12 protein-coding genes are annotated in these 12,018 nt (G+C 70.6%); all 12 read right to left on the bottom strand.

Translation table 11 applies throughout. From position 1 onward, the window contains the following. Positions 1–15 precede the first annotated feature (15 nt). The 12 genes from ACZ3H8_RS23020 to ACZ3H8_RS22965 all read right to left on the bottom strand — a co-directional run bounded on the left by ACZ3H8_RS23020 (position 16) and on the right by ACZ3H8_RS22965 (position 12,015). Positions 16–1,122 carry an aminopeptidase P family protein gene (locus ACZ3H8_RS23020; RefSeq protein ID WP_467404635.1) on the bottom strand — a complete coding sequence of 369 codons (1,107 nt, stop codon included), beginning with the start codon at positions 1,120–1,122 and terminating at the stop codon, positions 16–18. A 104-nt stretch (positions 1,123–1,226) separates the two neighbouring features. Continuing rightward, a complete protein-coding gene (locus ACZ3H8_RS23015) occupies positions 1,227–2,291 on the bottom strand; it encodes a P-loop nucleotide/nucleoside kinase family protein (protein WP_467404632.1) in 1,065 nt (354 codons plus the stop codon). Between the two features lie 122 nt (positions 2,292–2,413). Then, positions 2,414–2,854, bottom strand: a complete 441-nt coding sequence (gene aroQ / locus ACZ3H8_RS23010) for a type II 3-dehydroquinate dehydratase (RefSeq protein WP_467404630.1) — start codon at positions 2,852–2,854, stop codon at positions 2,414–2,416. Continuing rightward, positions 2,851–3,942, bottom strand: a complete 1,092-nt coding sequence (aroB, locus tag ACZ3H8_RS23005; RefSeq protein ID WP_307664647.1) for a 3-dehydroquinate synthase — start codon at positions 3,940–3,942, stop codon at positions 2,851–2,853. Before aroB ends, aroQ begins: the two co-directional genes overlap by 4 nt. Continuing rightward, positions 3,939–4,424, bottom strand: a complete 486-nt coding sequence (locus ACZ3H8_RS23000; RefSeq protein ID WP_373430251.1) for a shikimate kinase — start codon at positions 4,422–4,424, stop codon at positions 3,939–3,941. Before ACZ3H8_RS23000 ends, aroB begins: the two co-directional genes overlap by 4 nt. A gap of 38 nt (positions 4,425–4,462) precedes the next feature. After that, a complete protein-coding gene (gene aroC / locus ACZ3H8_RS22995; protein WP_467404628.1) occupies positions 4,463–5,647 on the bottom strand; it encodes a chorismate synthase in 1,185 nt (394 codons plus the stop codon). 112 nt (positions 5,648–5,759) lie between these two features. Next, positions 5,760–5,909 carry a hypothetical protein gene (locus ACZ3H8_RS22990; RefSeq protein ID WP_467404625.1) on the bottom strand — a complete coding sequence of 50 codons (150 nt, stop codon included), beginning with the start codon at positions 5,907–5,909 and terminating at the stop codon, positions 5,760–5,762. Next, the gene (locus ACZ3H8_RS22985) at positions 5,906–6,745 is read right to left on the bottom strand and encodes a shikimate dehydrogenase (protein ID WP_467404623.1); all 840 of its coding nucleotides are present in this window, start codon (positions 6,743–6,745) and stop codon (positions 5,906–5,908) included. The genes ACZ3H8_RS22990 and ACZ3H8_RS22985 overlap by 4 nt, the downstream gene beginning before the upstream one ends. Next, a complete protein-coding gene (gene mltG / locus ACZ3H8_RS22980) occupies positions 6,742–8,436 on the bottom strand; it encodes an endolytic transglycosylase MltG (protein ID WP_467404621.1) in 1,695 nt (564 codons plus the stop codon). The genes ACZ3H8_RS22985 and mltG overlap by 4 nt, the downstream gene beginning before the upstream one ends. 105 nt (positions 8,437–8,541) lie before the next feature. Beyond that, positions 8,542–9,006, bottom strand: coding sequence for a Holliday junction resolvase RuvX (gene ruvX, locus ACZ3H8_RS22975; protein ID WP_307664642.1), 465 nt, complete (start codon positions 9,004–9,006; stop codon positions 8,542–8,544). Between the two features lie 4 nt (positions 9,007–9,010). Then, the gene (gene alaS, locus ACZ3H8_RS22970; protein WP_467404618.1) at positions 9,011–11,680 is read right to left on the bottom strand and encodes an alanine--tRNA ligase; all 2,670 of its coding nucleotides are present in this window, start codon (positions 11,678–11,680) and stop codon (positions 9,011–9,013) included. Further along, positions 11,680–12,015 (bottom strand): DUF6167 family protein, encoded by a 336-nt coding sequence (locus ACZ3H8_RS22965; RefSeq protein WP_356231736.1) that lies wholly within the window; start codon positions 12,013–12,015, stop codon positions 11,680–11,682. Before ACZ3H8_RS22965 ends, alaS begins: the two co-directional genes overlap by 1 nt. Positions 12,016–12,018 lie beyond the last annotated feature (3 nt).

The raw sequence follows: 12,018 nt of genomic DNA, 5'->3' as shown, positions 1-12,018 counted from the left end.
GCGCGCTCAGCTGAGCTAGAGCGCGAGCAGCTCCTTGGTCGTGATGGTGAGTAGCTCGGGTCCGCCGTCCGCCTCCTGGCGCACGACGAGCGTGTCATCGATCCGGACACCGCCCCGGCCCGGGAGGTGGACCCCCGGTTCGACGGTGACCGGCACACAAGCGTCCAGTTTACCCATGGCCGCAGGGGCAAGCTGCGGGTCCTCGTCGATTTCGAGCCCGACACCGTGCCCGGTGAGCGGCGGGAGGCCTTCGCCATGGCCCGCGGCGTCCAGGATCTGGCGGGCCGCATGGTCCACATCGCGATACGCGGCGCCCGGTGAGAGAGACTCCCGGGCGGCCCGCTGAGCGGTGAAGACAATGTCGTACAGCTCGATCTGCCAGTCCGCCGGGGTCGTCCCGATCACAAACGTACGGCCGATCTCGCAGCGGTAGCCGCGGTAGTTGGCACCCACGCAGACGGCGAGGAAATCCCCCTCCTCGACCCGGCGGTCGGTGGGACGGTGGTCGCCGCGGCCCGAGTTGGGTCCGGTGGCGACCGAGGTCGGGAAGGCGGGCCCGTCGGCGCCGTGGTCGACGAGCCGGCGCTCCAGCTCCAGGGCGAGATGCCGTTCGGTGCGGCCCACCAGGATCGACTCCAGCAGTTCACCGAGGGCCTGGTCGGTGATCTCGGCCGCGATCCGCAGACAGGCGATCTCCTCCTCGTCCTTGACGATCCGCTGCTGCTCGACGGCGAGGCCGAGGTCGGCGAGACGCAGCCGGGGCGCGACCGAGCCGACCGCCCGGTGCCTCGCGACGGTCAGATGATGCTCCTCGACGGCGAGGCACTCGACGCCTACGGTCCGCGCGAGTTCGGCTGCCGCGACCGCCGGGTCGCCGGCCGAGGTCGGCAGGACGGTCAGCCGCAGCTGCTCGTCGGTGTGGCCGTCGGCGGGGTCGTCGGTGGGTGTACTGGGGCAGAGAAGGTTGTCTTCGCCGGGGCCGAGCAGCAGCACGGCGCCGGGCGGCACGCCGCCCGCGAGATAGCGGACGTTGGCGGGACGGGAGACCAGGACCCCGGCGCTGCCGGTGGCCGCGCACCGGTCGCGCAGCCGGTCGCGGCGGATCCCATACACCTCTGACATGTCACGAGCCTACGAGCGTGGGCGCGGCTCGGCCTGGTCAGCGCGTCCGACCGGGGGTGCGCACGGGGGGGGTCGGGCAGGTGCCTGGCACGGGTGTGCCCGGGCTACCAGTTCGGCGGGCTCGCGATGGACCGGGCCAGTACGTCGTCGAGCACCCGGGCCGTGGTCTCCACGTCGTACTTGGAGTTGTCGATTATCGGCAGCCCGGATCCGTACCAGCCGGCCATCCGGCCGTGGATGCTGGCGACTTCCTCGTCCGACAGGCGGCGGTTGCCGCTGCGCTCGGCGTTGCGCTCCAGCACGATCTCGAGACCGGGGAGCAGGACGACGGGCAGCAGGCCCGGGCCGACATGGCGCTTCCAGCCGCCGAGGCCGACGACCGGCCGGTCCGGGAAGACCGCGTCGTCCAGGATGCAGGAGATGCCGTTCGCCAGGAAGTTGCGGGCGGCGAAGCCGCAGGTGCGGCGGGCGAGGCGGTACTGCGCCTCGGAGTGCTCGTTCCAGCCGGACTGGGGGTCGGCGAAGCCGGAGCAGACCCATTCGCGTACGTCGTCGAGGCTGATGTGCGCGGTGGGGACGCGGCGGCTGGTGGCCCAGTGCCGGGCCACGGTCGTCTTGCCCGCGCCTGCCGGGCCGATCAGCAGGACGGCGAGGGTGGTCACGCCGGTGCCGCTGTCGGCGGGCGGCGGGGCGGGTATGGGAACCGGGCCGCCGGGCGGCAGCTGGATGTGCCCGGTCGTCTCACGGGATGCCGGCGCGGAGGCGTGCTGGGATGCGGGACCTGACCAGCCGGGGGCGGGATGCCCGCCGTGCGGACGACTCTGCGGGGGCGGAGGGCCCGCGGGAGCCGCGGGCAGCTGTCCCTGCGGCGGATGCCCGGGAGGCGGTCCGGCAGGCGGCCGGCCCTGCGGCGGAGGTCCGGCGGGCCGGCCCTGCGGGTGCCGAGGCTCGGCGGGAGCGGCGGGAGGCGGTCCGGCGGGCGGCCGGCCCTGCGGCGACGGTCCGGCAGGCGGCCGGTCCTGAAGCGGAGGACCGGCGGGAGCCGCGGGAGGCGGTCCGGCGGGAGCACCCGGCGGCGGCCCCGGGTGCTGGGCGCTGTGTGTCCATCCGGCCGGTCCGTGCCCCGGTCCGTGGGGCGGCGGCAGCGGAGCCCCCACTGCGTGCTGCATCCGGTGCCACTCCGTCTCGTACGACTGACGCTGGTCAGGCGGCACTCGGCCGCCTTGCTACCGAACGGTACCTTTCCGTCCGCCCCCCGTGGGAACGGCCGGGGAAGGTCCAAAGTGCCCTGTCAGTCAGTCAATTCCTCGGCCAGGGCGCGCAGAGCGAGACGGTACGAGCCGATGCCGAAGCCTGCGACCGTGCCGCTGGCGACCGCCGCGACCACCGACGTGTGCCGGAATGCCTCACGCGTGTACGGATTCGAGATGTGCACCTCGATCAGCGGAGCGGTCCGCTGGGCGGCCGCATCGCGCATCGCGTACGAGTAGTGCGTGAAAGCACCGGGGTTGAGAACGACCGGAATTGAGCCGTCTGCGGCCTCGTGCAGCCAGCGGATCATCTCGCCCTCGTCGTTCGTCTCGCGTACGTCGACGTCGAAGCCGAGCTCCTTGCCGAGCTGCTGGCAGGTCTCCACCAGACCCGCATAGGAGGTCGCGCCGTAGACGTCGGGCTCGCGGGAGCCGAGCCGCCCGAGGTTGGGGCCGTTGAGGACGAGCACCCGGCGGGTCATGCGGACACCTCTCCGTACGCGGCGAGCAGCACCGCCGGGTCCGGACCCTCCAGCACGGTCGGCTTGGCGAGGCCGTCGAGAACGATGAAGCGCAGCAGATTGCCGCGGGACTTCTTGTCGACCTTCATGGTCTCCAAGAGCTTCGGCCACTGGTCGCCGCGGTAGGTGAGCGGCAGTCCGACGGACTCCAGGACGGAGCGGTGCCGGTCCGCGGTCGCGTCGTCCAACCGGCCTGCCAGACGGCCCAGTTCGGCGGCGAAGACCATGCCGACCGAGACGGCCGCGCCGTGCCGCCACTTGTAGCGCTCGTTCTTCTCGATGGCATGGGCGAGCGTGTGCCCGTAGTTGAGGATCTCGCGCAGCCCGGACTCCTTGAGGTCGTTGGAGACGACCTCGGCCTTCACCCGGATCGAGCGCTCGATCAGCTCGGCGGTGTGCGGACCGGCGGGAGTGCGCGCGCCCTGCGGGTCGGCCTCGACCAGGTCGAGGATCGCCGGGTCGGCGATGAAACCCGCCTTGATGATCTCGGCCATACCGCTGACGTAGTCGTTGACGGGCAGCGAGTCCAGCGCGGCGAGATCGCACAGCACCCCGGCGGGTGGGTGGAAGGCGCCCACGAGGTTCTTGCCCTCGGCGGTGTTGATGCCGGTCTTGCCACCGACGGCCGCGTCGACCATGCCGAGCACGGTCGTCGGCAGAGCGATCCACCGCACGCCCCGCAGCCAGGTCGCTGCCACGAAGCCCGCGACGTCGGTGGTGGCGCCGCCGCCGACGCCGACGATGACGTCGCTACGGGTGAAGCCGGTCTGGCCGAGTGCCTTCCAGCAGTACGCGGCGACCTCGACGGTCTTGGCCTCCTCGGCGTTCGGCAGCTGGATCGCGATCGCCTCGTACCCCTGGGAAGCCAGGTCCTCGCGGATCGCGTCGCCGGTGCCGGCCAGCGCCTCGGGGTGCAGCACGGCGACCCTCTGGGCGCGGCCGATCAGCCCGGGGAGCTCGCCGAGCAGCTGCCGGCCGACCAGCACCTCGTACGGATCGGAGCCTTCCGTACCGCCGACCTGAATACGGGTCACAGCCTGGTCCGTCATGCCTGCTTCTCCAGCTTCAGGGCGTCGAGGACCGCTTGGGCGACCTCTTCGGGGGTGCGGTCGTCCGTGGCGACGACAACGCGGGCGACTTCGGTGTACAGGTGGCGGCGTGCGTCCATCAGCTCCCGCCACTGGCGGCGCGGATTGACGGCGAGCAGCGGCCGCGCCTGGTTGAGGCCGACCCGCCTGACCGCCTCCTCCACGTCCAGCGAGAGATAGACGACGGGCAGCCCGGCCAGCAGCTCACGGGTCGAGTCGTCGAGGATCGCGCCGCCGCCGAGGGCGAGCACGCCCGGGTGCTCGGCGACCGCGGCTCGTACGGCCTGCCGTTCGAGCTCACGGAAGTACAGTTCGCCCTCGTCGACGAAGATGTCCGCGATCTCCCGGCCCTGGGCCGCGACGATGTCGGCGTCGGTGTCCCGGTAGGGCACGCCGAGCCGCTCGGCGAGCAGCTCGCCGACGGTGGACTTGCCCGAGCCCATGGGCCCGACCAGGACGATCAGCGGCGTCAGCGGCGCGTTCACCGGATGTGCAGGCTGTCGAGGTAGGACCGCACATTGCGGCTGGTCTCGGTCACGCTGTCGCCGCCGAACTTCTCGGCGACCGCGTCCGCGAGCACGAGCGCGACCATCGCTTCGGCGACGATCCCCGCGGCCGGGACGGCACACACGTCGGAACGCTGGTGATGGGCGGCCGCGACCTCGCCGGTGGCGACGTCGATGGTGGCCAGCGCGCGCGGCACGGTCGCGATCGGCTTCATCGCCGCCCGTACACGCAGCAGCTCGCCCGTCGACATGCCGCCCTCCGTACCGCCGGAGTGGCCGGAGGTGCGGCGGATCCCGTCCGCGGTCGGCACGATCTCGTCGTGCGCCTTCGACCCGGGCACCCGCGCGAGCTCGAAGCCGTCGCCGACCTCGACGCCCTTGATCGCCTGGATGCCCATGAGCGCGGCGGCGAGGCGGGCGTCCAGCCTGCGGTCCCAGTGCACGTGCGAGCCGAGGCCGACCGGCACTCCGTACGCCAGCACCTCGACCACACCACCAAGGGTGTCGCCGTCCTTGTGAGCCTGGTCGATCTCCGCGACCATCGCCTTCGACGCGTCCGCGTCCAGGCAGCGCACCGGGTCGGCGTCGAGCTTCGCCTCGTCGGAGGGCTTGGGGTAGACGCCGTACGGAGCCTTCGCCGCGGCCAGCTCGACGACATGGGAGACGATCTCGATGCCCGTCGTCTCCTTGAGGTACGAGCGGGCGACCGCGCCCAGCGCGACGCGCGCGGCGGTCTCGCGGGCGCTGGCCCGCTCCAGGATCGGCCGGGCCTCGTCGAGTGCGTACTTCTGCATGCCCGCCAGGTCGGCGTGACCGGGCCGCGGGCGGGTCAGCGGGGCGTTACGGGCCAGCTGCGCGAGCTCGTCGGGGTCGACCGGGTCGGCCGCCATGACCTTCTCCCACTTCGGCCACTCGGTGTTGCCCACCATCACCGCGACCGGCGACCCCATGGTCAGCCCGTGCCGTACGCCGCCGAGGAAGGTCACCTCGTCACGCTCGAACTTCATCCGCGCACCGCGCCCATAGCCGAGGCGTCGCCGGGCAAGGTGATCCGCCACCATCTCCGTGGTGATCGGCACACCGGCGGGAAGACCCTCCAGCGTCGCCACCAGTGCGGGTCCGTGCGACTCCCCCGCCGTCAGCCAACGCAACCTGCTCAACGGTAATCCTCCTGCTCGCGCCTGGAACTGCCACGGCGCGACCGGGTGCGCGGCCCTGGCACGCCTGACTCGATCCTCCCACGTCCGGAGCCGTGACCTGGTCTCCGGTCCATCAGCCGGACGTCCGGGCCCGCCTCAGCCTCAGCCTCGCCAGCAGCACGATCACGACAATGCCGACGGCCGGTCCGGCGTACACCTGGAGGGTCACCATGCGCAGAAGGAACCTGACGATGATCTCCAGGGCGTCCCCGGCGAGATTCACGCGGTTCCGCTGCTGGTCAGCGCCTTCTCGCCGGCCGCCCGCATGGCCGCGAGCGGCGCGGGAGTCCGCCCCGTCATCTGCTCGACCTGGAGTACCGCCTGGTGGACCAGGAGGTCGAGGCCGCCGACGACGTCCCCGTCGTGCCGCGACCAGGCGGCGGCGAGTGCGGTCGGCCAGGGGTCGTACAGCACGTCGAAGAGCGTCCCGGCGCGGTCCGGTACGGCGTGCGCCAGATCGTCGGTGACACCGGCCGGAGTGGTGGCGATGACCAGCGGCGCCCTCAGCGCCACGTCGGCCTCCGCCCAGTCGGCGATGTGCACCTCGACGCCGAGCCGCTCGCCCCAGCCCCGCATCTCGCCCGCCCGGGCGGCACTGCGTACATAGGCGGTGACAGGCCCCGTACAGATCCGCGAGAGCGCGGCGAGAGCGGACGAAGCTGTCGCGCCCGCGCCCAGCACAGCGGCCGATTCGACCTTGTCGACGCCCCGCTCGCGCAGTGCGGCGATCATGCCGGGGATGTCGGTGTTGTCGCCGATGCGGCGGCCGTCCTCGGTGAAGACGACGGTGTTGACGGCTTCGACCGAGGAGGCGGTGTCGCTGATGGCGTCGAGCAGCGGAAGGATCGCGCGCTTGAGCGGCATCGTCAGCGACAGCCCGGCCCAGGAGCTGTCGAGCCCCGCCAGGAACCCCGGGAGCCCTGCCTCGTCCACCTCGAAACGGTCGTACGACCAGTGGGTGAGGCCGAGTTCCGCGTAGGCCGCGCGGTGCAGCACCGGGGAGAGCGAGTGGACGATCGGCGATCCCAGGACCGCCGCCCGCCGCTTCGGAGTGCTCACTGGCCGTTCTTCTCCTGCTGTTCTTCGTACTTCCTACGGTTGCGCTCGTGGTCCTCGTTGGTGACCGCGAAGAGCGTCTCGTCCTCGGTGATCGACACGAAGTAGTACCAGGGGCCGGACGCCGGCTTGAGAGCCGAGCTGAATGCGGACTGACCCGGGTTCCCGATCGGACCTGGCGGCAGACCCTTGATGTCGTACGTGTTGTACGGATCCTTTATCTTCCGCAGATCGTCGACCGCGCCGAGGTCGAGCTTGCTGTCGCTCTTGATGTAGTTGATCGTGGAGTCGAATTCGAGCCGGCCGACCGTCTCGGCGTTGTTCGGCTTGAGGCGGTTGTAGACGACCCGCGACACCTTGTCGAAGTCGTGCTTGTACTTGCCTTCGGCCTGTACGAGGCTCGCGACGGTGAGCACCTGGAGCGGCGACTCGAGGCCCAGCCTGTCGGCCTCCGCCTTGAGGTCCTTCCTGCCGAACTCATCGTTGGCCCGGGCCACCATCTTCTGCAGGACGGCTTCCGGTTTCATGCCCTTGACGACGGGATAGCTCGCGGGGAACAGGAAGCCTTCGAGCGGATCCTTGATGTCCCGGTTGTCGGCGGCCCAGTCCGGCAGACCGAGCCGCTTCGCATTCGCCTTGGCGGCGGCCTTGGTGGTCCCTGCCTTGACCTCCAGGCGCTTGTCGATCTGCTCGTAGACCCAGACGTTCCGCTTGCCCTCGGGGATGATCAAGTTGTTGCGGCTGGCCGGATTGAGCATCAGTTCGACGGCGCTCGCTCCCGACATCCCCTTCTTCAGGATGTAGACGCCCGCCTGGATGGACTTGCCCTTCGGGTCGTCGTTGGCCGCCGAGACGAAGGCGCCCGAGCTTTTGACGACACCAGCCTCCTTGAGGATGGTGCCGATCTCCCCGAGGCCCGCGCCCTTGGGGATCTCGACCTGGGCCGAGCCGCTTCCGGCGCCGGTGAAGTCCTCGGGCGCGCCGAACTGGCCCTGCCAGAACTGGTAGCCGAAATAGCCGACGCCACCGAGGCCGCCGGCGAGCACCAGTGCGACGACCAGGCACGCGCAGCCGTTCTTGCTCTTCTTCTTGGTCTTGCCGCGGCGCTCACGGCCGCCGCCCCGGCGCGTCTCGCGCGGGTCGTCGTCGTACTCACCGTCGTCGTCCCGGCCGTCGTCGCCGGTGAAGAAGGGGTGGGTCTCCTCCTGGGACGCCTCGGCATCCCAGTCGGTGGTGGGCTCGGGCTCCGGCCGGCGGCGGCCGGGGGGCTGCGGCGGCGGGTAGGCCTCGGGCGTGGCGTAGTAGTCGCCGTTCCGGCCGCCATAGCCGGGCTGCTGACCGCCGTAGGTGTCGGCCGGATCGGCTCCGTACGGCATGGCCGCCTGCTGGCCGGTGTCCCAGCCGCCGTCGTACTGCTGCTGGCTGTACTGCTGCTGGTTGTACTGCTGCTGTTGTTGCTGGTTGTATTGCTGCTGTTGCTGGCTGTACTGCTGCTGTTGCTGCTGGTTGTACTGCTGGTACGGGTCGGGCTGGGTGCCGTACTGCTGCGGCTGCTGCGGGTACTGCTGCTGCGGCTGGCCGCCGTACGGAGTGTCGCCGGCTGCGGCCTGCTGTCCTCCCCATCCCTGGTCCCCGTACAAAGGGTCCTCGGGATGCCACGGTTCGGAGCCGGGGCCCCGGCCATACTCAGTCATCGATCCCCTAGGGCCGCGAGGCAGACGCTGCACGGTGCCGGCCTCTTTGCTGTGCGGCAGCTGTTCGAACACCGCCGCATCGCGCGGAACGTTACCGTATCGCGATCAGACAACCACTTCGACGCCCTCGCCCGGAGCAGCACCTGACGCCCGTTCGGACTCCAGAGCGTTCTGAAGGATCACCACAGCGGCAGCCTGATCGATGACAGATCGGCCCTTTTTGGACTTCACGCCCGAAGCGCGCAGGCCCTGACTGGCCGTCACTGTGGTCATCCTCTCGTCGACCAGTCGGACCGGAATGGGGGCGATGCCGCGCGCGAACTCCTGGGCGAAGCCGCGGATCTTGACCGCGGCCGGGCCTTCCCCGCCGCTGAGCGAGCGGGGCAGGCCGACGACAACTTCGATCGGTTCGTACTCCTCGACGAGCTGCTTCAGCCGCCGGTGAGCGGCCGGGACGTCGCGCCCCGGCACGGTCTCGACCGGAGTGGCGAGGACCCCGTCGGGGTCGCACGAGGCGACCCCGATCCGGGCGTCCCCGACATCGAGCGCGAGGCGGCGTCCGCGGCGCACAGCGTCAGGCCGTCTCAGCGACGAGACGCTCGACGGCGGCGGCAGCGTCGCCGATGGCGTCCGGGTTCTGGCCGCCGCCCTGGGCGACGTCCGGCTTGCCGCCACCGCCGCCGCCGAGGGTCTTGGCAGCGGTACGGACCAGGTCGCCGGCCTTGAGACCGCGCTCGCGGGCGGCCTCGTTGGTGGCAATGACGGTCAGCGGGCGGCCATTCGCCACGGTGAACAGGGCCACGACCGCCGGGCGGTCGCTGGGGATGCGGCCACGGACGTCGAGGACCAGCTTGCGCAGGTCGTCGGCGGAGGTGCCGTCCGGCACCTGGCCGGTGACCAGGGCCACGCCCCGTACATCCTTGGCGCCCGAGGCGAGACCGGCGGCGGCGGCGAGCACCTTCTCCGCGCGGAACTTCTCGATCTCCTTCTCGGCGTCCTTCAGCTTGGCGAGCATGCCGGAGATCTTCTCGGGGAGCTCCTCGGGACGGCCCTTGACCAGCTCCTGGAGCTGGGCGACGACCGTGTGCTCCCTGGCGAGGAAGTTGTAGGCGTCGACGCCGACGAGGGCTTCGATACGGCGCACCCCGGAGCCGATCGAGGACTCGCCGAGCAGCTTCACCAGGCCCAGCTGGGCGGTGTTGTGCACATGCGTGCCGCCGCAGAGCTCCTTGGAGAAGTCGCCGATGGTGACGACACGCACCCGCTCGCCGTACTTCTCCCCGAACTCGGCGATGGCGCCCTGCTTCTTGGCCTCGTCGATGCTCATGATCTCGGCCTGGACGTCGAGCTCCCGGGTGAGGACTTCGTTGATCTTCTGCTCGACGTCGGTGAGGACCGTGCCGGGTACGGCGGCGGGCGAGCCGAAGTCGAAGCGGAAGCGGCCGGGTGAGTTCTCCGAGCCGGCCTGCGCGGCCGTCGGGCCGAGAGCGTCGCGCAGCGCCTGGTGGGTGAGGTGCGTGGCGCTGTGGGCGCGGGCGATGGCGCGGCGGCGCTTGATGTCGATGGCGGCGTAGGCGGAAGCGCCGACGGTCACCTCGCCGACCTGTACCGAGCCCTTGTGGACGGAGACGCCCGGGACCGGCTGCTGCACATCGCGGACGTTGATGACGGCGCCCGTGTCGAGCTTGATGCGGCCCTGGTCGGCGAGCTGGCCGCCGCCCTCGGCGTAGAAGGGGGTGCGGTCGAGGACGACCTCGACCTCGTCGCCCTCGGAGGCGGCCGGCGACGGCATACCGTCGACCAGCAGGCCGACGATGGTCGACTCGCCCTCGGTGTGGGTGTAGCCCGTGAACTCCGTGGTGCCGGACTGGTCGGCGACGAGCCGGTAGGCGGACACGTCGGCGTGACCGGTCTTCTTGGCCCTGGCGTCGGCCTTGGCCTGCTCCCGCTGCTGCTTCATCAGGCGGCGGAAGCCGTCCTCGTCCACCGAGAGGCCCTGCTCGGCGGCCATCTCCAGGGTGAGGTCGATCGGGAAGCCCCAGGTGTCGTGGAGCAGGAAGGCCTTGTCGCCGGCGAGTACCCTGCCGCCGCCGGACTTGGTCTCGGTGATGGCGCTGTCGAGGATGTTGGTGCCGGCCTTCAGCGTCTTGAGGAACGCGGCCTCCTCGGCGAGGGCCACGGCCTCGATCCGCTTGCGATCGGTGATCAGCTCCGGGTACTGCTCGCCCATGGTCTTGATGACCACGTCGGCCAGCTCGGCGACGACGGGCTCGGTGGCGCCCAGGAGGCGCATATTGCGGATGGCGCGGCGCATGATGCGGCGCAGCACGTAGCCACGGCCCTCGTTGCCGGGGGTGACGCCGTCGCCGATGAGCATCACGGACGTACGGATGTGGTCGGCGACCACGCGCAGGGAGACGTCCGAGCCGTGCTCGGCGCCGTAGCGCACGCCGGTCAGCTCGGTGGCCTTGTCCATGACGACGCGCAAGGTGTCGGTCTCGTACATGTTCTGTACGCCCTGCAGGATCATCGCGAGGCGCTCGAGGCCGAGGCCGGTGTCGATGTTCTTGGACGGCAGCTCGCCGAGGATCGGGAAGTCCTCCTTGCCCTCGCCGGCGCCGCGCTCGTACTGCATGAAGACCAGGTTCCAGATCTCCACGTAGCGCTCGTCGTTGACGGCCGGGCCGCCCTCTTCGCCGAATTCCGGGCCGCGGTCGTAATTGATCTCGGAGCAGGGTCCGCAGGGTCCGGGGACGCCCATCGACCAGAAGTTGGGGCCCATGCCCAGGCGCTGGATGCGCTCGGCGGGCACGCCGATCACGTCGCGCCAGATCTGCTCGGCCTCGTCGTCCTCCTTGTAGACCGTGATCCACAGGCGCTCGGGGTCGAGGCCGTAGCCACCGTCCGCCACGGAGCTGGTGAGCAGCTCCCAGGCGTACTTGATGGCGCCTTCCTTGAAGTAGTCCCCGAAGGAGAAGTTGCCGCACATCTGGAAGAACGTGCCGTGCCGGGTGGTCTTGCCGACCTCTTCGATGTCCGGCGTACGCACGCACTTCTGCACGCTGGTGGCGCGCGGGGACGGCGGCTTGGCCTCGCCGAGGAAGTACGGCTTGAACGGCACCATGCCCGCAGGGACCAGCAGCAGAGTCGGGTCGTCCGCGATGAGCGACGCCGAAGGCACGACGGTGTGCCCGCGCTCCTCGAAGAAGCTCAGCCAGCGGCGGCGGATTTCAGCCGACTCCATCAGTGGTCCTCATTCCGGTTGTACGAGTTGTAGGAGTGCTTGTTGTCGGGGTGCTTGGGGTAGTCGATCGCGGCCGGGCGTCGCTGCGCGGGCAGTTCGGGGTCGGCGGATGCCTGCAGGCCGAGCGCTTCACCCAGTTCGGCCTCGCGCTTGACCATGCCGGACCTGACGTCGAGTGCGAAGTCCTTGAGCTTGTGGCCCGCATCGATCGCCTTGTTCGCGGCCTGCGCGGCGAGGCTCTCGGGGGTCAGCTGCTTCAGCTTGCGGTTGACCTTGGTGGTGGCCCAGACACCGGCTGCGGCGCCCGCGGTGAACCAGAACGTGCGGCGGAACATCGT

This window comes from Streptomyces sp. NPDC002868, assembly GCF_055563295.1.
Note: the sequence above shows the minus strand (reverse complement) of the source record. Positions and strands in the feature narration are given on the sequence as shown.

Coding starts and splice junctions, on each gene's coding strand:
- ACZ3H8_RS23020 (WP_467404635.1), bottom strand. CDS start 1,122: ATGTCAGAGGTGTATGGGATCCGCCGCGACCGGCTGCGCGACCGGTGC.
- ACZ3H8_RS23015 (WP_467404632.1), bottom strand. CDS start 2,291: ATGCAGCACGCAGTGGGGGCTCCGCTGCCGCCGCCCCACGGACCGGGG.
- aroQ (WP_467404630.1), bottom strand. CDS start 2,854: ATGACCCGCCGGGTGCTCGTCCTCAACGGCCCCAACCTCGGGCGGCTC.
- aroB (WP_307664647.1), bottom strand. CDS start 3,942: ATGACGGACCAGGCTGTGACCCGTATTCAGGTCGGCGGTACGGAAGGC.
- ACZ3H8_RS23000 (WP_373430251.1), bottom strand. CDS start 4,424: ATGGGCTCGGGCAAGTCCACCGTCGGCGAGCTGCTCGCCGAGCGGCTC.
- mltG (WP_467404621.1), bottom strand. CDS start 8,436: ATGACTGAGTATGGCCGGGGCCCCGGCTCCGAACCGTGGCATCCCGAG.
- alaS (WP_467404618.1), bottom strand. CDS start 11,680: ATGGAGTCGGCTGAAATCCGCCGCCGCTGGCTGAGCTTCTTCGAGGAG.
- ACZ3H8_RS22965 (WP_356231736.1), bottom strand. CDS start 12,015: ATGTTCCGCCGCACGTTCTGGTTCACCGCGGGCGCCGCAGCCGGTGTC.